The sequence below is a fragment of the Paenibacillus silvae genome (assembly GCF_014639235.1).
Classification (GTDB): Bacteria; Bacillota; Bacilli; order Paenibacillales; family Paenibacillaceae; genus Paenibacillus; species Paenibacillus silvae.
The window spans coordinates 1-22782 of sequence record NZ_BMFU01000026.1; the positions used below are offsets into that span (position 1 = coordinate 1).

The 22782-nt window shown below is 48.1% G+C and carries 21 protein-coding genes and 1 rRNA gene; 19 read left to right on the plus strand and 3 right to left on the minus strand.

The window, feature by feature from the left end; all coding sequences use genetic code 11:
- Window positions 1-102: ribosomal RNA gene (rrf, locus tag IEW26_RS29685) — 5S ribosomal RNA — on the plus strand; the annotation flags it as partial.
- A 160-nt stretch (window positions 103-262) separates the two neighbouring features.
- Here rrf and IEW26_RS29690 read toward each other — a convergent pair.
- Window positions 263-610 (minus strand): hypothetical protein, encoded by a 348-nt coding sequence (locus IEW26_RS29690; RefSeq protein WP_188594968.1) that lies wholly within the window; start codon window positions 608-610, stop codon window positions 263-265.
- Between the two features lie 627 nt (window positions 611-1237).
- Here IEW26_RS29690 and IEW26_RS29695 point away from each other — a divergent pair.
- The 8 genes from IEW26_RS29695 to IEW26_RS29730 all read left to right on the plus strand — a co-directional run bounded on the left by IEW26_RS29695 (window position 1238) and on the right by IEW26_RS29730 (window position 8683).
- Window positions 1238-1819 carry an RNA polymerase sigma factor gene (locus tag IEW26_RS29695; protein ID WP_188594969.1) on the plus strand — a complete coding sequence of 194 codons (582 nt, stop codon included), beginning with the start codon at window positions 1238-1240 and terminating at the stop codon, window positions 1817-1819.
- Window positions 1816-3189, plus strand: a complete 1374-nt coding sequence (locus tag IEW26_RS29700; protein WP_188594970.1) for a hypothetical protein — start codon at window positions 1816-1818, stop codon at window positions 3187-3189. The genes IEW26_RS29695 and IEW26_RS29700 overlap by 4 nt, the downstream gene beginning before the upstream one ends.
- Window positions 3190-3297: 108 nt before the next feature.
- Window positions 3298-3975 carry an NAD(P)H-dependent oxidoreductase gene (locus IEW26_RS29705; RefSeq protein ID WP_188594971.1) on the plus strand — a complete coding sequence of 226 codons (678 nt, stop codon included), beginning with the start codon at window positions 3298-3300 and terminating at the stop codon, window positions 3973-3975.
- A gap of 193 nt (window positions 3976-4168) precedes the next feature.
- Entirely contained in the window at window positions 4169-4543 is a 375-nt protein-coding gene (locus tag IEW26_RS29710) for a MarR family winged helix-turn-helix transcriptional regulator (RefSeq protein WP_308423585.1), read from the plus strand.
- A 364-nt stretch (window positions 4544-4907) separates the two neighbouring features.
- A complete protein-coding gene (locus IEW26_RS29715; RefSeq protein ID WP_188594972.1) occupies window positions 4908-5489 on the plus strand; it encodes an NAD(P)H-dependent oxidoreductase in 582 nt (193 codons plus the stop codon).
- A gap of 102 nt (window positions 5490-5591) precedes the next feature.
- The gene (locus IEW26_RS29720) at window positions 5592-5903 is read left to right on the plus strand and encodes an ArsR/SmtB family transcription factor (RefSeq protein ID WP_110899609.1); all 312 of its coding nucleotides are present in this window, start codon (window positions 5592-5594) and stop codon (window positions 5901-5903) included.
- A gap of 249 nt (window positions 5904-6152) precedes the next feature.
- Window positions 6153-7193, plus strand: coding sequence for an LLM class flavin-dependent oxidoreductase (locus IEW26_RS29725; RefSeq protein WP_145406346.1), 1041 nt, complete (start codon window positions 6153-6155; stop codon window positions 7191-7193).
- Window positions 7194-7519: 326 nt separating this feature from the next.
- Entirely contained in the window at window positions 7520-8683 is a 1164-nt protein-coding gene (locus IEW26_RS29730; RefSeq protein WP_111272643.1) for an AI-2E family transporter, read from the plus strand.
- Window positions 8684-8813: 130 nt separating this feature from the next.
- Here the strand turns inward: IEW26_RS29730 and IEW26_RS29735 are convergent, their stop codons facing one another.
- Window positions 8814-9185, minus strand: coding sequence for an ArsR/SmtB family transcription factor (locus tag IEW26_RS29735; RefSeq protein ID WP_111272642.1), 372 nt, complete (start codon window positions 9183-9185; stop codon window positions 8814-8816).
- A 241-nt stretch (window positions 9186-9426) separates the two neighbouring features.
- On the opposite strand from IEW26_RS29735, the gene IEW26_RS29740 reads away from it, so the two are divergent.
- From IEW26_RS29740 to IEW26_RS29770, 7 genes are all read left to right on the plus strand, one after another.
- On the plus strand, window positions 9427-11850 hold the full coding sequence (locus IEW26_RS29740) for a heavy metal translocating P-type ATPase (RefSeq protein ID WP_188594973.1): 2424 nt from the start codon (window positions 9427-9429) through the stop codon (window positions 11848-11850).
- A 266-nt stretch (window positions 11851-12116) separates the two neighbouring features.
- Window positions 12117-12491, plus strand: coding sequence for an SdpI family protein (locus IEW26_RS29745; RefSeq protein WP_145406345.1), 375 nt, complete (start codon window positions 12117-12119; stop codon window positions 12489-12491).
- A gap of 201 nt (window positions 12492-12692) precedes the next feature.
- Entirely contained in the window at window positions 12693-13169 is a 477-nt protein-coding gene (locus tag IEW26_RS29750; RefSeq protein ID WP_188594974.1) for a MerR family transcriptional regulator, read from the plus strand.
- A gap of 265 nt (window positions 13170-13434) precedes the next feature.
- A complete protein-coding gene (locus tag IEW26_RS29755) occupies window positions 13435-14655 on the plus strand; it encodes an MFS transporter (RefSeq protein ID WP_188594975.1) in 1221 nt (406 codons plus the stop codon).
- Window positions 14656-14884: 229 nt separating this feature from the next.
- Complete coding sequence (locus IEW26_RS29760) at window positions 14885-15307, plus strand: universal stress protein (protein WP_188594976.1); 423 nt, start codon at window positions 14885-14887, stop codon at window positions 15305-15307.
- 932 nt (window positions 15308-16239) lie between these two features.
- Entirely contained in the window at window positions 16240-17664 is a 1425-nt protein-coding gene (locus IEW26_RS29765; RefSeq protein ID WP_188594977.1) for an aldehyde dehydrogenase family protein, read from the plus strand.
- Window positions 17665-18217: 553 nt separating this feature from the next.
- Window positions 18218-18985 (plus strand): MerR family transcriptional regulator, encoded by a 768-nt coding sequence (locus IEW26_RS29770; protein ID WP_188594978.1) that lies wholly within the window; start codon window positions 18218-18220, stop codon window positions 18983-18985.
- Between the two features lie 186 nt (window positions 18986-19171).
- Here IEW26_RS29770 and msrC read toward each other — a convergent pair whose 3' ends face one another.
- A complete protein-coding gene (gene msrC, locus IEW26_RS29775) occupies window positions 19172-19651 on the minus strand; it encodes a free L-methionine (R)-S-oxide reductase MsrC (protein ID WP_188594979.1) in 480 nt (159 codons plus the stop codon).
- Window positions 19652-19848: 197 nt separating this feature from the next.
- On the opposite strand from msrC, the gene IEW26_RS29780 reads away from it, so the two are divergent.
- From IEW26_RS29780 to IEW26_RS29790, 3 genes are all read left to right on the plus strand, one after another.
- Window positions 19849-20145, plus strand: a complete 297-nt coding sequence (locus tag IEW26_RS29780) for a hypothetical protein (protein WP_111272633.1) — start codon at window positions 19849-19851, stop codon at window positions 20143-20145.
- Between the two features lie 175 nt (window positions 20146-20320).
- Window positions 20321-20893, plus strand: a complete 573-nt coding sequence (locus IEW26_RS29785; RefSeq protein ID WP_188594980.1) for a GNAT family N-acetyltransferase — start codon at window positions 20321-20323, stop codon at window positions 20891-20893.
- Between the two features lie 274 nt (window positions 20894-21167).
- Entirely contained in the window at window positions 21168-22676 is a 1509-nt protein-coding gene (locus IEW26_RS29790) for an MDR family MFS transporter (protein WP_229730107.1), read from the plus strand.
- Window positions 22677-22782: the final 106 nt, after the last annotated feature.

The following is a 22782-nucleotide window of genomic DNA, read 5'->3' on the forward strand; positions in this document are numbered from 1 at the left end:
GGAGGGGTTCCACACGTACCCATCCCGAACACGACCGTTAAGCCCTCTAGCGCCGATGGTACTTGGACCGCAGGGTCCTGGGAGAGTAGGACGCCGCCAAGCAATCTAAAGACACACTTGATATCAAGTGTGTCTTTTTTTGTTTTATGTTTAAGCTACATTGCATATAAAGAATGGAGTGAAACCCGATAAGTCTTTTCTCGCACTGTATGACATTTCATCAGTATACAAATACAGTTTGATTCCTACGACTTAGTATATTTTAAAAATGAATTCGGTAATCTCCACCCCCACCATTAGGCGAATACGCTACGATTTTATGGTAACCATACAGATTCCCTAAAGTGATGGTTTTCGTTGTCAAGTCTGATGCGATTACTCGTCCATCACCTTTCAAATTTCCACTCATATCTTCAACTTTAAAGACATATTCTCCAGTTGTTCGAGGAAGAAAAGTAAACGTGACATTCCCGCTTAAATATATATCTGTTGAGTAACCCCCATCGAAATACTCTACTAAATAGTTCTGGGCAAAAATACTAGCTTCTTGTTCCTGTTTTATCTGAGCATCTTGTGAAGGAATTGCAGGGGGAGACGTTTCATCAGCCAATACTGCTGGAACAGATGCTAGGAGCAGAGAGAGCTGAAATTGTAGTTTTTTGATATTTTTTCACATCAAACATCTCCTTTTCATTTATAAAAATTGAGATAAATCATACTCCCAATAGCTTTCCTCACAGTCATTTCCTAGGATAAAAGTGAGGGGAGATCTGGCACCGTATTAGTTTGACAATAAAACCATACTTTATTTAACAAATTTATATACTATTTTTGTTAAATATATACTTTATTCATATATCATTCACAATCTCTATAGCTTTAGGTTCCAAGTTGCTGTTAATAGTAATAAACGGTGCGTTATTTGGTTCTGATTAGATTTACTATAAGCATCCAAAAAACCTGCCCAATCTATGTAGACCAAGCAGGGCTATATCTATATACGTTAATTTAAAATCTATTATGTGTACTCAGGATCTAACCTGCTTATCGGATAAGTAAGGGTATAATACACGGCTATAGCTGTTAGTTCAGACAGCGGTACGGCAAGCCACACACCCGGCGTATTCCGTGTGTTTGGACATGCTATTTTTTATTTTCGCTAAAATATAAAATTAGTGTGTAAATTAGGGAACCAAGTGACAACTGAGTTAGTCTTATTAAGTGAGGTGAGCTTTCGTTGGACTATTCATTTCTGGCAGAGGCCCAGAACATCGACAATGACACACTTGCCAGCTTGATGGACGATTACGGCAATGATGTATGGAATTATGTTTATTTTTTAACTAGAAATATGGAGCAGGCAGATGATTTGTCACAGGAAGTGTTTGTCCGGGCATACACAGGGATCGCAAACTATCGGGGAGATTGCTCGATCAAGACATGGTTGCTGACGATCACCAGAAATACGACATTTACATATCGCAAATCCCGATTTTTTCGAAGCAGTTTATGGGGAGAGACGTTATCACTGGACTCGGAATCGCCAAGCCCTGGTTTAAGACAGATGATGCCACAAAAATCAGCTTCCCACCCGTCTGCGGAAGTGGAGGTTATACGTAAAGCGCGTATGCATGAAATCTGGAATATCGTACTGGCGCTGCCGGAGAAGTTTCGGGAGATTCTTTTACTGCATGTGAGGTATGAACTTACAACCGTGGAGATTGCAGACATGTTAGGCATCAGTCAAGGTACGGTCAAATCGCGGTTATCCAGAGCTAAAAATAAGGTGCGCAAGCAGTGGGAGGAGATGATCGAATGAAACATGAGGATGCGAAGTGGGAAGAGGAAATTCGTAAAGGGCCATTTGCGGCGTCTCCTTTTACAGAAGAACATAAATATCATGTGATGCAGCGAGTGGAAAGAATACAATCGGCGATCAGTGAAGAAAAGAAAATAAGCCGATCAGCTTCAGCATGGAGCCGGTTGGGTTTATCCAGAAGATCTGCAGATAGAGTTACCGATAAAACCAACTATGAAACAACCAATAGAGCTATTAAATCAACGATAAATACAACGCAAGATGTATCAAGCCATAAGCGTCTTAGCAAAATCCATAGAGGTATCCTTGCTGCAAGTATGGGCGTACTGGTGATTGCAGGCGGTATGTTCCTGTGGAACTGGGATGACGGACAACTGGCTCAACCGTTCATAGAACAGATTCATCCGGCTTCGGCGCTGCTGTTCTCAGATCACTTGAATGTGGATATACTCACCGATAAAATGAAAAAAAATATTGCAGTAACGCTGAGAGATGATCTGGGCAAACAACTGCGTATTACCAAGGTGCAGGAGCTGCCGGTGTCTGGCCGGATTTACATTGAGGCAGGTCAGGAGAAGGATGCGGATTACGCCCAAATCTGGCTGGATGCCAAGACAGGGAATCTTCGTGAAGTGCAGATGAGGGCCGAGCTGCAGCCGAGTAAGCTGGAGCATCGGTATTTACGTCAAGTTCCATCACTTCTGGAGAGCATCGGCAGCATTCCAACGCTTAAACCTGAGCGGGTTAAAAGATTGGTGAATATGAAGCAGGGGGAAGTCGTGCCAACGGTCTATACTGTATTGGAGTTAGGCGATGATATCAGCTACGGAGGGATTACCTGGAAGCAGGATAAGGCACTCTCCGTTGCGGGAGAGCTAAGATCCGATCAGATACCTCAAACAGCACTTGCGCATGCCAAGAAAGCAATAGGGGCATTCTCAGGTAAGCCTAACTTATATCTGGAACACGCTAGTCGAGATAAAGATGATGAGATTGGAGAAGATTCAACTTTCTTCTCTTTTAATGATAATTATTTTGTGAAAATCACAGAAACATCAAATGGACGGAGATTCATCGTGGCAGATGCTAATGATTATGGGCAGCCGCAAATAAGCAGCCCCGAACAAATGGAGGCTTATCAGGAGCGATTACTGAATATGGAAGAGAGCCTTCTTAGAAAAGAGATCGGCCCGTTTTTGAGTGTTATTTTCAAAGTTGACCTAGAAGACTATAAGCTGCACAGAAATCCTGAGGATTTGGGTACAGTTATATTTAAGCGTAATGCAGATCAGGATGTTTTTCAGGTTCGATATAAGGAAGATGGCCGTGTTACTATGGTCACTAGAGAAGAGCCTACTTCCAAACAGTGAATATAAATACTAAACTAATATCAGGTGTTTGTGATTCAAGCGAGCATTATAGAGCTAGTTTCTGTTTTGATTAGTTTATATTTAAATACAGATAAAGGACGTGGGAGAATGGATAATACTGAACGTGCCAAGAGAAAAGAAGAGATTTTGCAGGCATTCCAATTCCGTCATGCAACGAAACAATTTGATGTATCGCGTAAAATAACAGAAGAGGACTTTGCGTTTATTCTGGAGACAGGCCGTTTATCACCAAGTTCCATTGGATTCGAGCCATGGAAGTTTCTGATCGTGCAAAATCCGGAATTCCGTCAGCGGTTATCCGAGGTATCCTCCGGTGCACAGAAGCAGCTGGCAACAGCCAGCCATTTTATCGTTATTTTGGCCCGGACGGATGCAAGCTACAACTCGCCTTATGCAGAATACATGCTGAAAGAGATCAAGGGTATGCCCGATGATGTATTTGAGCTGACGAGTGCGGCTTTCGGCAAGTTCCAGAACAATCAGGGTTTGCTGCAAAATCCAAAAACGTTGCTGGACTGGGCCTCCAAGCAGACATACATTGCATTGAGCAATATGATGACTGCTGCGGCTCAGATTGGCATTGATTCATGTCCAATTGAGGGCTTCAACTATGCCGAGGTGCATCGTATTCTGGAGGAAGCCGGGCTGCTGGAGAACGGTGCATGGGATGTTTCGGTCATGGCTGCTTTTGGTTATCGTGCGGCGGAGCCCCCTCGGGAGAAATCACGCAAGTCTATTGAGCAGATTACACAATGGATTGAATAAGCATTACTAAACGCAACCAGCGAAACGAAACGCAGCTCTTGTTCGCATGCCGTCGTGTATGGAAACAAGAGCTGTCTGTGTATACATAGTCATGCATTCTAAAAAAGCAGTTGAAAATACATAGACATCTATGTATAATGAAGTTATGTTAAAATACAACGCATTTGCAATGATTGCACGGATCAGGGATCACGTGAACAAACGCATTGTTCATGAACTTGAGCAGCATGAGGTTACCGGAATTGTTCCTTCTCATGGAGATGTTCTGATGTTTCTGTACCGTGAAGAGACGTTATCCATTAAAATGCTGGCAGAACGTGTGCAGCGAACGCAGCCCACAGTTACGGTGCTTGTGAACAAGCTGGAGAAGCTGGGATATGTGGAACGCAGCAAGAGCGCTGATGACAGCAGAGTAACCATGATTCGTCTGACGGAACAAGGAAAGCGGCTGGAGCCGATTTTCCGCGAAGTGTCAGATCAGATCAACCAGATCATCTATGCTGATCTGTCCGAAGAACAATCAGAGCAATTGGAGCAGTTACTGTCCATGATAGTGAGACGGCTATAACTATAACTTTATAACCGTCTTGCCAGCTCGTTCTTCTGCCTGATTTTTATAGGAGAGCAGAAGGTATTTTTTTAAGCTTTTGCATAGATATCTATGTATAATTAAACGGCCGCTTAGCCAGAGTTTTAGAAAACCAAGAATTAATATTGTTAACTATATAAGTTGAACTATTTATTTACACGTGAACGGAGAGGACAGAAAAAACCTGAAAAAGCGGAGCGGTCGCCTTTATCACCGGATTTTTCCCTTTGGAAAAGGGGAATCCAAAAAATCTGGGGATAACAGCGATTGGAAGGTTGTTCTGTCATCGGAGTGGATTGTGTAAATCTTTAGTACAACTTAACTAATAAGGAGGAATATATTTATGAAACATCTTATCGTCTACGCACACCCACACACAGACAGCTTTAACAACGCCATCCTGAATACTGCTGTAACTGCTTTGGAGGCAGAAGGTCATGAGGTTGTTGTACGTGATCTGTATCAGCTGGGCTTCCAGCCGGTGCTTACGGAGGCCGATACAGCTTCCATGCGTGCAGGACAGACTCCGCAGGATATCGCAGCAGAACAGCAGTATGTGACAGAGGCGGATGCACTTACGTTCATCTATCCGATCTGGTGGACAGGTCTGCCAGCAATTTTGAAAGGCTATGTTGACCGGGTGTTCGCTTACGGCTTCGCTTATGCATCAGGTCCAGCAGGGATCGAGAAGCTTCTGACTGGCAAAAAAGGTCTGATGATCAGCACACACGGAACACCAAAGGATGTGTATGATCAGATCGGAATGACCAATGCACTGAAGCTGACTTCGGACACAGGTATCTTTGACTTTGTAGGCATTGAGCCAGTGGATCATCTGCTCTTCGGCGGTATTGGATATCTTGATGCTGCCGCATACCAGGCGATGCTGGATGAAGTGAAACAGGCGGTAACAACCCGTTTCTGAGATAGAAGCAGCGAAGCTGAAATACCAGGCCGGCTCTTGAGGAGTCGGCTTTGTTTATTTCTGGCGTTTGGCAAAAGGATCAAAAGGGGGTATAATCGAGCCATGGAACCTATACTCATATTCAAAGCATTATCGAACGAGACGCGCAGACAGATTCTGCTGTGGCTGAAAAACCCGGAGCAGCATTTCTCTCCGCTCGAGCTGTCCCAGCATCCGGATGGCGGAAAGAGCGGCATATGTGTGGGCACGATTCAACTGAAGGCAGGACTGGCTCAGTCCGTGATCTCCAGTTATTTGTTAACGATGCTCAAGGCAGGACTGCTGTTATCGGAACGCAGAGGACAATGGACGTACTATCGCCGTAACGAGGAAACGATACAGGCGTTTGCGGAGTACGTACGGCACGAGTTATAAGCCGGATGCCGGAACGGAAGTCAGGATGCAATTGCAGCAAGCAGGAATTCCGTCCGGATGTGAACGGCTTTACTTAATCATTTAACATCACCGTTTTAGTCTGCTTCCATCGATGTCACGGACGGATGTGGGATGTAATGTGCATGAGCTGGAACTGGAGCAAGCCTCGAGCTAAAGTTTATTTTTTATCTTTTTACATCTATATATCTGGATATACAAAAATATAATCATAGAGGAGCATCATTATACATGAATAACGAACAGAAGCAACACCAACTTCAACATAAAGAGCATATCACGGACGTTAAACTATCTGTACTTGATCTGGCACCAGTCGTCGTGGGATCGACTCCTGCGGATGCCCTGCGCAACAGTCTGGAGCTTGCACAGCATGCCGAGCGCTGGGGGTACCATCGTTATTGGGTGGCAGAGCACCACAACATGCCTGGCATCGCGTCATCTGCAACATCTGTGGTGATTGGACATCTGGCAGGAGGAACGAAAACCATTCGTGTAGGGTCCGGAGGCATTATGCTGCCTAACCATGCACCGCTTGTGATTGCTGAGCAGTTCGGTACGCTCGAATCCCTCTATCCAGGCCGCATTGATCTGGGGCTTGGACGCGCACCTGGCAGTGATCGCCGCACATCACTGGCCCTGCGCAAAGACCTGAACAGTGGCGAGGATTTCCCCGAGCTGCTGGCAGAACTGCGGGCATATTTTGATGCTTCGGCAACATCTTATCATGCTCCGGTCCGGGCGGTGCCCGGAGAAGGGCTGAATATTCCGATTTACCTGCTGGGCTCCAGTGATTTCAGCGCACGTCTTGCAGGACAGCTGGGATTGCCTTTTGCTTTTGCCAGCCACTTCTCCCCGGATTATACCCGTATTGCTCTGGATACGTATCGCAGCAGCTTCCAGCCGTCCGAGCACCTGAAGGAGCCCTATGTCATCGTAGGCGTAAACGCGGTGGTAGCAGATACGGATGAAGAAGCAGCGTGGCTCGGTACAACGATGCAGCAGCAGTTTTTGAACATCATTCGGGGTACGACAGGACTGGTACAGCCGCCAGCAGTAATGGATGGCAAGTGGACCGACCGAGAACAAGCGGCAGTGGCCCAGACACTGAAGGCAGCCGTGAACGGCTCGCCGGATAAGGTGCGCGGTCAGCTTGAATCCTTTATTCGTCAGACCCAGGCGGATGAGCTGATTATTACGTCAATGATCTATGATCATCAGGCCCGGCTGCACTCATACGAGTTGATCGCGCAGCTTGCGGGAAACGCATAATAACTTGCTTGGCAGCCGGTTGCAAACAGCATTCGGCAGCAGTCAGACGGTTCGTCTCCGAGAGAGGCGGGCCGTTTTTATATGCAGGAAAATTTTTCAAGGGATATTATTGAGGCAGGTTGGTCGTTTTGGGGTAAAATGACGGTACTTGCCGAATATGAAACGCCGGGACGGGTGAGACGTATAAGTCATGTGTGTTATACATAATTTGGCTGGCAACTGGTGCGTATAGGTTCTATACTACTCGTCAGGCAGGAAGATTCTGTATTCAACCGTTGGCGAGCAGCAAATGAAGAAAGTTACATATGAGAGAGGACGACAAGCCTATGGAGCAACCCGAGCAGCAACCGCGTGTTTGGCCCGATCGGTTCAAACGATTTTTTCTTAACAATAAATTTGTGCTGTTTCTGTTAATTTTACTGCTGGTTGGACTGAACGTTATGGTTCTGACCAAAGTATCCTTTGTGTTTCACCCGCTGGCAGTGCTCATTAAAACGATTGTACTCCCTATTATTCTGTCGGGCATTTTGTACTACCTGCTGAATCCGCTTGTGGATGTCATGGAAAAGTGGAAAATCAAACGGGGCTGGGGTGTGCTTATCCTGTACCTGATTATTCTGGGCATTCTTACGGTCATTATTCTTGCGGTTATTCCGGTGCTGCGTAATCAGATCACAGGGCTGATTGAAAACTTCCCGGCGTACAGCGAGACAGTCACGAAGCAATTTGAGGAGTTAACCGGAAGTGAGCTGTTCAACCAGATTCAGGGTGCGATTAACCTTAACTGGCAGGATTATTGGGGATCGTTATCGCAGAAGGCAACCGAGATTCTGGACACCACATGGACAAAGCTTGGAGGGTTTCTGGGTGCATTTACCGAGACGGTCTTATCCATTGTAACGGTGCCGTTTATCCTGTTCTATCTGCTCAAAGACGGCAAGAAGCTACCGAGCAAAATTTTATCTTTTCTGCCGATCAAAAGTCGTACGGGTGCCATGCATGTGCTGCATGATATCAACCACCAGATCAGCTCGTTCATTCGTGGACAGATTATCGTCAGCTTCTGTATCGGGGGGCTGCTCTACATCGGATATATGATTATCGGTCTGGACTACGCTTTGATTCTTGCGATTATTGCATCCTTCACCAGCGTTGTTCCTTATCTGGGGCCTGCGATTGCCATTACGCCTGCGCTCATCGTTGCGATCGTCACTTCGCCAGTGATGCTGCTGAAAATGATTGCCGTATGGACAATTGTACAACTGATTGAAGGCAAGCTCATCTCGCCTCAGATTATGGGTAAAACTCTCCGAATTCACCCGATTACCATCATCTTTGTCATTTTGACTTCAGGTAATTTGTTCGGGGTTGTCGGCGTGCTGCTTGCAGTGCCGGGGTATGCGGTGCTTAAAGTAGTCGTATCCCATATTTTCAATCTGTTTAAGGACAAATCGGGTCTGTATGATCCAAACAACAATACGCTGCTGTAGGGAGTGAGGCTCTGCTTCAAAAATCGTTGATATTCTGTTTTTTAAAACGGTTCCCTTACAACCAAAGAACCCCCATCCATCGGCGTGCCGAGAGACGGGGGTTCTTTGGTGTGTACAGGCTGGCTGTGGCCTAGCCGTGTTTGATATGCTGGAGCGTTTGCAGGAAAATTTGCTCAATGTGAGCATCATCCAGAGAGTAGTACACGGTCTTGCCTTCCTTGCGCCGCTTCACAATCCGCATATTGCGGAGAGACCGCAGCTGATGGGAGATGGCTGACTGACCCATATCAAGCAGCACGGTCAGATCGTGTACACATAATTCCTTCTGTAACAGCGCATCAATAATACGAAGACGTGTCGGATCACTAAACGCTTTGAACCAATCGGCCATCTCGGAAGAGGTCTCCCGATCTATAAGAGAGGTGCGAATGGTTTGCACATCGGCTTCTGTGCCTGAGCAGGCCTCATCGCATTCATGTGGAGCTTTAACCGGTTGTTCCATTCTTATCACCGCCTATGTTTAACAACTGATAGCTCTATTATATCCAATAAACGCCTAAAGCGAAATGATTACTATTAGCATATTCTGTATCCAAAATCAATAACTCGTGTTGACACTCCCGTTTGAACGTGCATATAATAGGTTAAATGAACATATGAATGATTGCTCATATATTATATCGAATATCTGGAATGGTAATGACATGAAATATGCTTTTCGGACTGCAAAGGGGAGAATTCACATGGGAACCGGACAGGAACAGGTGAAAAGGGAACTGCTGCTGGATGGACTGGATTGTGCTAACTGTGCACTCAAGATCGAAAATGGCGTGAGTAAAATCAAGGGCATTAGCGAATGCTCCGTTAATTTTGTCACCAAGACGTTATCGATGTACACGACCTCCGATATGGATGAGCAGGTGGTGGAGGAAGCCAAACGCAAGGTGCTTCGACTGGAGCCGCATATCCGTATCTCGGAAAAAGGCCAGGGCTACTCTGGTCAAAGCGGCTTGGGACGCGCTTCCACCGTCAATAGTGAAGAACAGCAGGGGGGAGAGCAGCCTCATTCTGGAACCCACCAGCATCATGGACATCAGCATACCCCTGGACATACGCACGACCATGGCAGCCATGCACATGATCATGAAACAGGGGCACATGAGCATCACAGCCATGCTCACTCGCATGAACATGATCACGGTCATGGACATGATCACACACATCACAGCCATGCGCACCAACACAGTCACGAACATAGCGATGCGGAGAGCAATGATGCTCACGCAGGTCATTCGCATGAGCATGGTGCGGGGCAGACCAAAACGCTGCTAACTCGTCTGGGGACCGGTTCAGTGCTGCTTGCTGCAGCGATATGGTCACCGCTGGATGGCTGGGCGCAGCTTTCCCTGTTCGTGTTAGCTTACATTATCGCTGGTGGCGATATCGTGCTTCAGGCCTTCAAAAACATCATCCGTGGTCAGGTGTTTGACGAATATTTCCTGATGACCATAGCGACGCTAGGGGCGTTTGCAATAGGTGAATACCCGGAAGGTGTTGCGGTTATGCTGTTCTATCAGCTCGGTGAGCTGTTCCAGGGTATGGCGGTTAATCGCTCACGCAAATCAATCCAGTCCCTGATGGATATTCGCCCGGACTATGCCAATGTGCTTACGGGCGCAGGGGAAGAGACACAGCGTGTCTCTCCAGAAGAAGTGCGCATTGGTGACCATATCGTGGTGAAGGCCGGGGAACGTGTGCCTCTGGATGGTCTCGTTAAGGCAGGTCAATCCATGGTGGATACGTCAGCACTGACAGGTGAATCCGTTCCACGGGAGCTGAAGCCGGGTAGTGATGCGCTCAGCGGTTTTGTGAACAAAAACGGCATGCTAACGATCGAGGTCACCAAAACCTTCGGTGAATCGACCGTATCCAAAATTCTCGACATGGTGCAGAACGCCAGCAGCCGCAAAGCGAAGACGGAACATTTTATTAGCAAGTTTGCCCGGTATTACACACCGGTTGTAGTCATTCTTGCGGCTCTCATCGCTTTGGTTCCCCCGCTGCTGCTGAGCGGTGCAACGTTTGCAGACTGGATCTATCGTGCGCTTGTGTTTCTTGTGATCTCCTGTCCTTGTGCGCTGGTTGTATCCATTCCGCTGGGCTTCTTCGGTGGTATTGGTGCTGCTTCGCGAAACGGTATTCTGGTCAAAGGCAGCAATTACCTGGAAGCTTTGAATGATGTTAAAGTGGTGGTGTTCGACAAAACGGGAACACTGACCAAAGGTGTTTTCAAGGTCACAGCGGTGTATCCTGAAGGTGCGCGTTCGGAAGAGGAATTAATGAGGCTGGCGGCGATTGCCGAAGCGAACTCGAATCATCCGATCGCAGAGTCTATTCGTGCAGCATGGGGGAAAGACATTCCTTCCCAAGGTGTGGAAGGATACGATGAAGTAGCCGGACATGGAATCAAGGTTCAGGTGAACGGACAGGAAGTGCTCGCAGGCAACGCGAAGCTGATGGAACAGGCTGGGATTGCTTATACAAAGCCGCAAACTGCGGGAACAATCGTGCATGTTGCTGAAGCCGGGCAGTACGTTGGTCACATTATCATTGCAGATGAAGTGAAGCAGGATGCGGCAGCGGCCATCCAAGCGCTCAAGCAGCTGGGCATACGCAAAACAGTGATGCTGACGGGAGATTCGAGAGCGGTCGGGGAAGCGGTTGGTCATCAGCTTGGTGTGGATGAGGTTCATGCCGAATTGCTGCCGCAGGATAAAGTTGAACGGCTGGAGCAGCTGGAAGCAGACAAATTGCCTAAGGAAAAAATGGTCTTTGTCGGTGACGGCATTAACGACACACCTGTATTGGCCCGTGCCGATGTCGGTGTCGCCATGGGCGGGCTTGGTTCGGATGCGGCAATTGAAGCGGCAGACGTGGTCATTATGACAGATGAACCGTCCAGGCTTGCCAGTGCGATTCGCATTGCGAAGCGTACACGCCGCATTGTTTGGCAGAACATCGGATTTGCACTCGGGGTTAAGGTGATTTTCCTGCTGCTCGGTGTATTCGGGATCGCAACGATGTGGGAAGCCGTATTCTCCGATGTCGGTGTTACGGTGCTGGCTGTGCTCAATGCGATGCGTGTTCTTCGGATCAAGGACGTTTAGGGGTGTCTTGAAACCTACTGAAGTGCATCTTTTACTCCCTTTTCACCCCCTGCTACGTCACTTTCCCTTGACGTGCCCCGGCACGCCTGCGGGAAACTTCCTTGCTTGGAACAAAAATTCGGCAAAATTGGCTTTCTTCAGCGTTTTCAGACACGCCCTAAAATATGTGAAACGTACAGCACGGCTCTGCGTATATACGTAGAGCCGTTTTACTTTTTAATGGCTGGTGAATAATAATGGTTGTACGTTAAAGAGAAGGGGCGAGCATGTTGGCAGGAGCATGGTTGGGCATTATATGCGGAGTATGTTATTTCATTTTGGGATTGATGGTGTATAGGAAGCCGCCAAAACAAATTAACGGAATATATGGATATCGGACACCACGGGCGATGAGTCACCCTGCTTTATGGGAAGAGGCACAGCGGTATGGCTCAGCTCTGATGATGCAGTTTGGTTTTATTATAACCGCTTTTGGTGTTATTGGTTTCTGGCTTACCGATGTGCGCGCACTGGTGCTGAGTTTGATTGCAATCGTCTTTTATACGATCAGGCTGTTCACGCGGGTGGAAGGACGTTTGAAGCAAATGCAGCGGGAGATGGACAAACAGGACAAGCAGGCCAGCGAGAGCGAAGGAGTTTAGAAATTCAAGAAATTCATAATCTTATATTTGAATGTAGAGATAAAGAGATCCGCTCAGGCGGGTCTTTTTCTATTTTAGAAATTTTATAAGAAACAACAGATGAAGGAATACTATTGTATAAAATCTTACGTTGACGTTAACGTTAATATTATATATAATTATGTACATAATATTAATGACATATGAAAAGAGTTGAGGCGCATGAGCTTGTACAAAATTGATGATGTCGCCAAAGCCTGCGGATTGACCAAACGTACCATTCGATATTATGAAGAGATTGGTGTCATGCCTTCACCTCAGCGGACAGATGGAGGTACGCGGCTGTATACCCAGGAGGACATCGATTATTTGAAAAAAGTAGTTCGGGCAAAGGAGGTGCTGGGCTTCTCGCTTCAGGAGCTTCATGCCTATGTTGCTACAGCCGATGCGCTGAATGAGCAGCGCTTTGACTACCAGCAGACAACCGAGGTAAAGGAGCGGGTTGAAAAGCTCACTCGGATGGAGGCAACCCTGGACGGCCAACTGCGATTGCTGGAGCAGAAGCTTCATAGCATTCATGCCGTACAGCATGAACTGCAGGAGCTGCGAGAGCGCGTTAGAACGGGCATTCAGACGCTGCAGGGCCATACTCGCCAGAACGGTGAGCATGAAGCTGGTAATGAACGTGGTAGTTCGTAATTCATTGACATTGAATACATTACGACTGTGATTGAGATAGATTGCATTACTACGTTGAAATACTTTGCTTGAAGCTGCTGGTTATGAGACTGGGAGCGGAGTAGGGATAGGTAAGTTGAGGCACACACCGGATAGACGGTGTTATTGTGCCGTTTTTGTATCTTTTCTAATGAAAATGGGGAAGGATAATTCCGAAATTTTCAGTTGTTTTCATACTTGCGGAATGAGTGTTCAAACAAATATGTAACCTTGGAGGAATTAATTTATGAAAAGAGAACCATCACTGCCTGACGAACTGCCGTCATCACGTGGAGGTCTGCTATCCCAGCCCCGTGCGGTCTGGGCTGTAGCCTTCGCCTGTATCATCTCGTTTATGGGACTCGGTCTGGTAGACCCGATCCTGCCAGCCATTGCAGATCAGCTGCATGCTTCCAAAAGCCAGGTGTCCCTGCTGTTTACCAGCTACAACGCGGTAACGGGGATTGCGATGCTGATTACGGGTGTAGTATCCAGCCGAATTGGTGTGAAATGGACACTACTTAGCGGCATCCTGCTGATTATTGTGTTTTCGTTCCTCGGCGGAACGTCTGACACCGTCGGAGCGCTGGTCGGTTATCGCGGGGGCTGGGGACTCGGGAATGCCTTGTTCATTGCCACCGCGCTATCAGCCATTGTTGGCTTGTCCACATCGGGGACGGCCAAGGCTATTATTTTATACGAAGCAGCACTCGGTCTGGGAATTGCCGTCGGTCCACTGCTTGGCGGTGAGCTGGGCTCAATCTCCTGGCGTGGCCCGTTCTACGGGGTAGCGGTATTGATGGCAATTGCGTTTATCAGCATCCTGTTTATGCTGCCCAAAATGGCTAAACCCAAAACGCGCAGCACATTATCCGATCCGTTCAAAGCACTGGGTTACCCTTCACTGAAAACGTTGGCGATTACCGCCTTTTTGTATAACTTTGGTTTCTTTACCTTGATGGCTTATTCGCCTTATGTCATGAAACTTGACGAGCATGGTCTCGGCTATGTTTTCTTCGGATGGGGTTTGATGCTGGCCATTACGTCTGTATTTGTGGCACCGAAGCTGCAGCGCCGGTTTGGTTCAGTACCATCCATGAGTGTGATGCTGACCTTATTTGCTCTTGACCTGCTGGTGATGGCTGTGGGTACAGTGATGGGATCATCGGTTACCGTTATCGTTGCGGTTATTGTGGCTGGTATTTTCCTCGGCATTAACAATACCCTGATTACAACAGCAGTGATGGAGGCTGCTCCAGTGGAGCGTTCCGTGGCATCTGCGGCGTACAGCTTTGTACGTTTTATGGGTGGTGCGCTGGCGCCATGGCTTGCGGGGAAACTGTCTGAATGGTTTTTGCCGGAAACCCCGTTTTATTTCGGAGCGCTGATGGTGCTGATTGGCGTTGCTGTATTGCTGATGCGTCGTCGTCACCTGCGGGATATAGATGCTTCGATCACAGCGCATTGATAAAGGCATTGACCACAGTTGCTTGATAAAATGCTTCAATTATAACTCAATGATAAATACGTCTATGACCACTCATTGATAAATCCGCATGTGTATCATAGACCGTCGCGCAGCTGATCGGAGTTCATGTGCAGACGGCACAGATTTTGCAGATACATTATGGAAACAGAACTTTATGGGGAAGAAGCTAGCAAAAAATAGTGCTTATAAACAGACTGGAGGAAGTAAGATGCTGAAACGGTTATTGGTGGCTGTAGATGGTTCGGATCATGCAAATAAAGCTTTGGAGCAGGCTCTCATGCTGGCTGAACAAATGAAACATCCGGTGAGTTTGACAATCGTGCATGTGAATCCATCCATCTCGATTAACGAGCCTGCCCTCGGGGTGGATCTGGAGGAACGTATCGCCGAAGAGGGCAAACATATTATAGAACCTGTGAAGAAACGTTTGGCTGACCGCGGTGTGCCTTATGAGACGCTGCTTGTGGCAGGCGATCCTGTAACCGAAATCTGCCGGGCTGCACGTGAACAGGCCTGTGAATGGATTGTGATGGGTACGGGTGGTAAAAGTGTGCTTGCAGAGATTGTGGTCGGCAGCGTGAGTCATGGCGTGTTGAAGCATGCGGAATGTACTGTCCTGACTGTAAAATAAACGGCAGCTTATGGTGCGTGAATAGGCAGTAACTGGTGAGCATGTGAGGCGCAGGTTAGAAAGTGAACTGAGTACTTACGTAATTACGTAAGTATTCAAGCGCGTAAGTGTGCAGGTGCATTTTAAGGGGGATTTGTGAGGGTAAGAGTGTAAAAGGTAAATTCGGAAGTGTATGAGAATGTGTATGAGAAAAAGTGGCGTGGTTATGTGTTCATATGTAGGTTTGTGGGTCAGTGAGGAGTAAGTGTTTGGGGTAACTAGGGCGTATTTTGAAACCTGCTGAAGTGCATCTTTTACCGCCTTTTCGCCCCCTGCTGCGTCACATATGTGTGAGTTAGCATGTAAGTGCGGAGGTAAGTAAGTGAGCCAGAGCATGAGTGAGTACGTGCTAAGCTAGCTGATGTGGCGAAGTCAGCGAGTGCACATGTAAGAAAGTACTCCCAGGGGCTGAAGTAGTGAACCCGCCCGAATTCTAACGATCTCAGGAGACCCTATTTCCCCGATAAATGGCACTTTGAAATTCTAACGATTCGTACTGACGTTATTTAGCCTTTTTCGCCTCGAAAGTAGCCGATTATCGTGTTTTGGCACGAAATAAGGCTGCTGGGATTCGTTAGAATTTGGATGGCCCGATATCTGGCTGAATAAGGTTTCTATGAATCGTTAGCGTAGAAATGTACCCGGGGCCTGAGCTTCTGAGCTTGTGGGCTTCCCATGACAAGTGCGCTGTGTTCTATCACTCTCCCTCCTTTCCCCGCACCTTGACATCTCGCCATACAAGTGCACCTAGGATCCGATTCTCAATGGTGCAGCACGGAGCAGGATACAAATGTTCTTTCAGTTCGCGAACTGGGTGGATGGGTCTGAAATGGTGTATAACTAGAGTAGGTGTTACGCAGGGATTACAGTAATAGGAATGGAGGATGCAGCTTATGAAAAAACAACATCTGTTTATCGGCGGCAAGCACACCGAATCAACACAATATACAACACTACAGGCTCCGTATTCCGGTGAGACGCTGGCAGAGGTGGCTTCTGCCTCGGCAGAGGAGACCGAGGCTGCTATTGCGGCGGCTGTACAGGCTCGCCGCACGATGCGTCAGATGCCTGCGCATCAACGTGCGGAGCTGCTGTACAAGCTGTCCGCTATGCTGGAGGACCGCAAAGAAGAAGCAGCTCGCATCGTAGCACTGGAGGCGGCAAAGCCGATCACTGCGGCAAGAGCCGAGATTGACCGCACGATCGAGACCTACCGTTTTGCCGCCGAAGAAGCGAAGAGGCTTACTGGTGAGACAATCCCGATGGATGCAGCCAAAGGCGGCGAGGGCCGGATCGGTTATACCATGCGTCAGCCGCTCGGAGTCATCGGTGCAATTACACCTTTTAATTTTCCCATGAACCTGGTAGCACACAAGGTTGGACCCGCACTGGCTGCCGGGAATACGATTGTACTGAAGCCTGCAGAGCAGACACCGCTGTCTGCATACTATATTGCCAGCCTGCTTCAAGAGGCCGGGCTGCCGGATGGAGCCCTGAATGTGGTGAGCGGTGATGGCAAAACCATTGGTGATGTGCTCGTTGAACATCCCGATGTGGCATATATCACGTTTACTGGCAGCCCCGCAGTAGGTAAAAGTATTCGCGGCAAGGCAGGACTCAAGCGTGTAACGCTGGAGCTGGGCTCCAATGCGGCGGTTATTATCGACAAGGATGCTGATTTGCACAAGGTGATCCCGCGTTGTGTGACAGGGGCTTTTACGTATCAAGGTCAAGTATGCATATCGCTGCAGCGTATTTACGTGCATCAGGATATTATCGAGCCATTCATAGAGCGTTTTGCCGAAGCAGCCAAACAGGTGGTTATAGGTGATCCGCTGCATGAGGATACCGCTGTCTCTGCTCTCATTACGTCCAAGGATGTGCGGCGTACACTGGAGTGGATCGAAGAAGCGAAGCAGGCAGGTGCAGTGCTTGCGGCAGGCGGTGAAGCTCAAGGAGGCATTTTGCATCCAACCGTGCTGGTGAACGTCCCGCGTGATGCCAAGGTATCCTGTCAGGAGGTTTTTGCGCCGATTGTGATCATCAATCCGATCGCTTCGGTGGACGAGGGCATCCAGCATGTCAATGACTCCATGTACGGGCTTCAGGCAGGCTTGTTCACCAATGACATTCAAACGGCGCTTCGAGCCGTAGATGAGATTGAAGCTGGCGGTGTCATGATTAATGATATTCCCACATTCCGTGTGGATCATATGCCTTATGGCGGGGTAAAGCAAAGCGGCATCGGGCGTGAAGGTGTGAAGTATGCAGCGGAAGAGATGACCGAGCTGAAGTTTGTCATGTTTAATAGAAATTAAGCGTTTTTTCGCTGGAAGATAACCTTTAACTGCAATAGTAACGTAATCCTGCATCTGTCTTATGGGTGCAGGATTTTTTGGCATCGATCCAGATTCCATGATCCTGGAATGAGATAACGGAAAGAGAAAGGATTACAAAGCTGGTCTGTAAAAATACATCATATTGTTCAGTGACTGCGGGTTCACATCGATGGAGAAGGGTATTAATTAGGTAACATCTGCTGCAAGCATTTGTTCTAGCCCGTGAATCTTCATCGATTCAGATACTCACAAGCTTGACCTTGAGGAGTCCGTTCTTTAGGTGAGGATCAAGGACAAATACAAATTTCAGATTCCAGTATGCGTTCAAGCTGAACGAAGTTTTAGATTAAAATGAGGATCTGTAGATATTAGATACAAAATACAAAATGAGCTTTATAGATATTAGATGTGAAATGAGAATTTTACAGATAACGGATGTACAATGTGTTCATTTAATCTTATCAGGTTGATGCAATAGAAGAAGGTGGCAGAGGAGCATATGGAGCACACATTAGAAGTAGGAGGTGATATTATGGCGTATTCGATGACCGATGTATCCGGCATGTCCGGTGTGAGCTTGAACGAGTTAAGTCACTATGCGGAGCTGGGGCTTCTGACCCCTGCTTTTCGCGGACTGGATGAGGATATGTATTATGAAAAAAGGGAGCTGCTGAAGCTTCAGCAAATTATGTTCTGCAAGGAAGCAGGGGTGCCGGAGAAAGAGATGGGCCCTATGCTCAAAGAGGACTCTCTCGAGATCGTGCGTGTAATGCAGCAGCATCGCATGCAGCTGCTGGAGGAGGCTCTGCGCCTGCACGGCCTGATTCAGACGCTGGACAAAACGGTCTCGTATCTGCAAGGAGAGCGGGAGATCGAAGCGCACGAGCTGTATAATGGCTTCGTACAACACACAAGTTATCCTTTGCTGCCCGAGGCTGGCGAGACGGAGCACTCTCTTGAAGCGGTGCCGACAAATGATCATCCTACTGAGGGGATGGAGCTGAAATCCAAAGAGGATTTCCTGAACTCCCAAGCCCAGATCGATCAGATCCATCTCGATCTGAAGCAGGCTATGGAGCTTGATCTCGCTCCCGGCAGCCCTGAGGTGCAGCAGATTATTGGGAGACATCTCGAATGGATTAAAGGATATTACACCCCTACACCTGAGATTTATAGGGATCTGGCTGATCTGTACGTGGAGCATCATGATTTCCGAAGCATGTATGATGGTTATCATCCCAGACTGGCTGAGTATCTGCGAGAGGGAATGATTATTAAAGCGGCACATGATCTCTTCTAGGTGCATAAATTAAGATGGGCGGGCAAGAACATCGGTATGAACATAGCAACAAAAAGCGCAGACCTGTTAAAGAGGCTGCGCTTTTTGCTTATTACATATAAAGATCACCACGTTGTGGTGAGCGGACGCGAGCACGAGTCCTTCATTTGGAATACATCATAATGGACGATCGATGAATCGGACGGTTTACAGCTGCTCTACGAGCAGGCTGACCGCTTTTTCCAGGAAGACGCGGTCTTCATCGTCAAACCGGCTTTTGATAGGGCTGTCGATATCAAGCACCCCGTATAATTGCCCGTCTTTGATTATCGGAACAACGATCTCACTATTGGATGCAGCATCACAAGCAATATGGCCTGGAAAAGCATGCACATCATCCACAACAACTGTACGTCTCTCCGCAGCAGATGTGCCGCATACTCCGCGTCCAAGCGGAATACGGATGCAGGCAGGCAATCCCTGGAACGGTCCGAGGACCAGTTCTTTTCCATCATAGAGATAGAATCCGACCCAGTTGGTGTCGGCTAGAAATACATTGAGCAGCGCAGCAGCGTTAGCCAGATTGGCAATCGCACTAGGTTCATCGCGGATCAGAGCACTTAACTGTCCCAGGACGGCGGTGTGCTGCTCGCTTCGTGTTCCTTCATAGGAAACAGCTTGAAACATGGTGAATCACCCTCCCGAGCAAAAATGGTACTTATTTTCAAGATAGTGCAGTGGATGCGGTTAGTCAAGCGGAATGATTTTGGAAAGAGATGACAGGAGGAGACAGCATCCGATATATACTCCTGTTTCTCACCTTCTTCCGCGGGGTAATTACTTAGCAACCAAGAAGGGCTACAACCCGGGAAGGAGCTTAGCTTATGCATGCAGAAGTACAGAACCTGTTTGTACGAATTCATCTTCTATATTTGGCCCAACGTGAGGATTTAACTGTAAGCGATGCGCTACCCATGCTAGAAGAACGAGGGTATCGCGTTGGTGAGCGTGAGATCAAGCAGGAGCTTGAACATCTGACACAGGAGAATTTCCTGACTGCCCACGGAGATCAGTGGAGCCTGACCGGGACAGGCATCGAGGAGTATAAAGAAATCCTTGCTGTGCTTGGACGAGTTAGCGAGGAACTGCTTGTGGACAGCAAAAAGGCCTCTCCAGCGTAATGCCTCACCAAATTAACGTACATCAAAACCGGGAGCCGAGGCGCCCGGTTTTTTGATATGATTGGATATGGCGACATATGTAAGAGTGAACAGTTGCCAATTGGTGCAGGTTATGGTTAGATGGCTAATGAATCTTATGGTCTGCAAGAGAAGGATCGGATCGGAGTGTCAGGTAATGTATAGATGTAAAGGAAGAATTCCCGAGCTTGAGACAGCACGGCTGCGTTTGCGCAAAATGCGCCGCAGAGATGCAGCCCAGATGTTCGTGCACTGGTCTGACCGGGAAGTAACGCGGTATATGAATCTCGCGCCAATGATCGGCACAAGCGAGGCTGCTGATATGATTGCCCTGCTCAACCATATGGCAGGGGAAGAAGATGCCCTGCGTTGGGGCATCGAGCTGAAGGATACGGGCAAACTGATTGGAAGCTGCGGGTTCAATACATGGCAGCTGGAGGGGGCATTCCGTGGTGAGATCGGATATGAGCTGGGACGCGATTACTGGCGGTATGGCTATATGTCGGAGGCGTTCACGGTGCTGCTGCCCTTCGGTTATGAGACGATGGGGCTGAACCGGATCGAAGCTCTCGTGGACCCGCGCAATGCAGCTTCAGGTTCGTTCCTGACAAGTCAGGGTTTCACCCGCGAGGGCTTGCTGCGACAGGTGCAGCATACGTCTACAGGATACAAGGACATGGTGATGTACTCCCTGTTATATGATGAGTTTCTTCGTAATAAAAAAAGGTAGTAAGTGATATATAATTTATTTTGAGATTACACAGTAACGAAGAAACAGAACAAAGCTGGAGAAGTGGAACGTTCACCTAAAAGCTTTCGGCACGAAAGCTACATCGGAAGCATAGGATTACGACCGGATTTCCCCTTATAATAACAATTCTAAAAATCAGGGGGGAACAACGATCGAAAGCTTGTTCTGGCTCGTAGTGGGCATGTAGATAATATTCTTCCTAATTATTAAACAGATTAAAGAGAGAAGGGTTTGAGTGAATACATCAGGAGGCTTGAAGCGCAGTTTTATTTTGGCTGGTTTGCTGCTGGCAACGTTTCTATCCGCCATTGAAGGTACGGTTATCGGTCCAGCTGGTCCAACCATTGTAAGTGAGCTGGGGAGTGTGCAGCTGCTGAGCTGGATTTTTACCGCGTATCTGCTCACGATGGCGGTCAGCACGCCGATTTTTGGCAAGATCAGTGACCTGTATGGACGTAAACCGGTTTTCCTCATCGGTTGTGCCTTGTTTTTGCTGGGCTCACTCCTGTGCTGTCTGGCACAGAATATGGAGCAATTGATCATCTATCGTGCCATTCAGGGCATTGGTGCGGGAGCGGTAGTGCCGGTGACATTTACGATTATCGGAGATATTTATCGCATTGAGGAACGGGGCAAAATCCAGGGCTGGATCAGCTCGGTCTGGGGCATTTCGTCTCTCGTTGGTCCGCTGCTTGGGGGTTATTTTGTGGACAACCTCGGCTGGCAGTGGATTTTCGGATTTAACGTACCCTTTGGCTTGCTTGCCATGTGGTTTGTATTCCGTTATTTGAAGGAGGACATCTCACCGCGCACCGCTAAAATCGATTATATCGGGGCGCTGACATTTACTGTGGGCATCACCGCACTGCTTTTTGTTTTGTCGGCGGGCGGGCAGTATTATGCCTGGAATTCTCCGTTAATTGTAGGACTTAGCGTCGTTGCTGTCTTGTTTATGATCCTGTTTTTTATTGTGGAAAAAAGAGCCCAGGCCCCGATGGTTCCTCTCCATCTGTTCCGCATTCGGGACATCCGGGTAGCGAATATCGCCGGCCTGCTGACCAGCACATTGATGATCGGCTTGACCAGTTATCTGCCGCTGTGGGTGCAAGGGGTTCGGGGAGGCAATGCAACCGAATCCGGGCTGCTGCTCGCGCCGATGTCGGTCGGCTGGCTGATCGGCAGCGTGCTGGCGGGACGACTGCTGCTCAAAATCGGATCTCGCCTGACCTCGTTAATCGGGCTTACCGGCATTGCTGTCGGTTCAGGTGGTCTGTTCCTGGTGGGCGGAACTTCTCCGCAGGCGGTGCTGTTTATTCTGACCTTTATTTACGGTCTCGGCTTCGGCTTTGCCTTCACAATCTTCACGATTATTGCTCAATCTTCCGTTGGTTACAAAGAGCGCGGCTCCTCCACGGCACTGCATACGTTCATGCGTACGCTTGGACAGACCATCGGAGCGGCGGCATTTGGAACGTGGCTTAATTTTCGCATCTCGACACTGTCGAGTGAACAAAATCTGGCGGCAGCAGGCATCTCGGAGCGGGACCTGAACGACCTGCTTGCGCCGCATACGGATGCGGTGTTATCGGACGAGAAGTGGACGCTGCTGCGCAGTGTGCTGGAGGGCAGCCTGCACTCCTTGTTTGTCATTATGTTTATCATTGCAATCGTGTCGTGGCTCACTACAATGGCCTTACGCAAGCGGCTAATCGTTCCCGAGGATGCCGATGCACCGCTACAGGTGGAAGCGGCACGGAAGTAGCGTACAGGCAGTAAAGGAAGAAATGTAAAAAGCAGCTGAAGCTCAGCTGCTTTTTTTAATGCCAAAGGTCTGTTATGATGAACTGGAAAAAGGAGGATGAACTGAC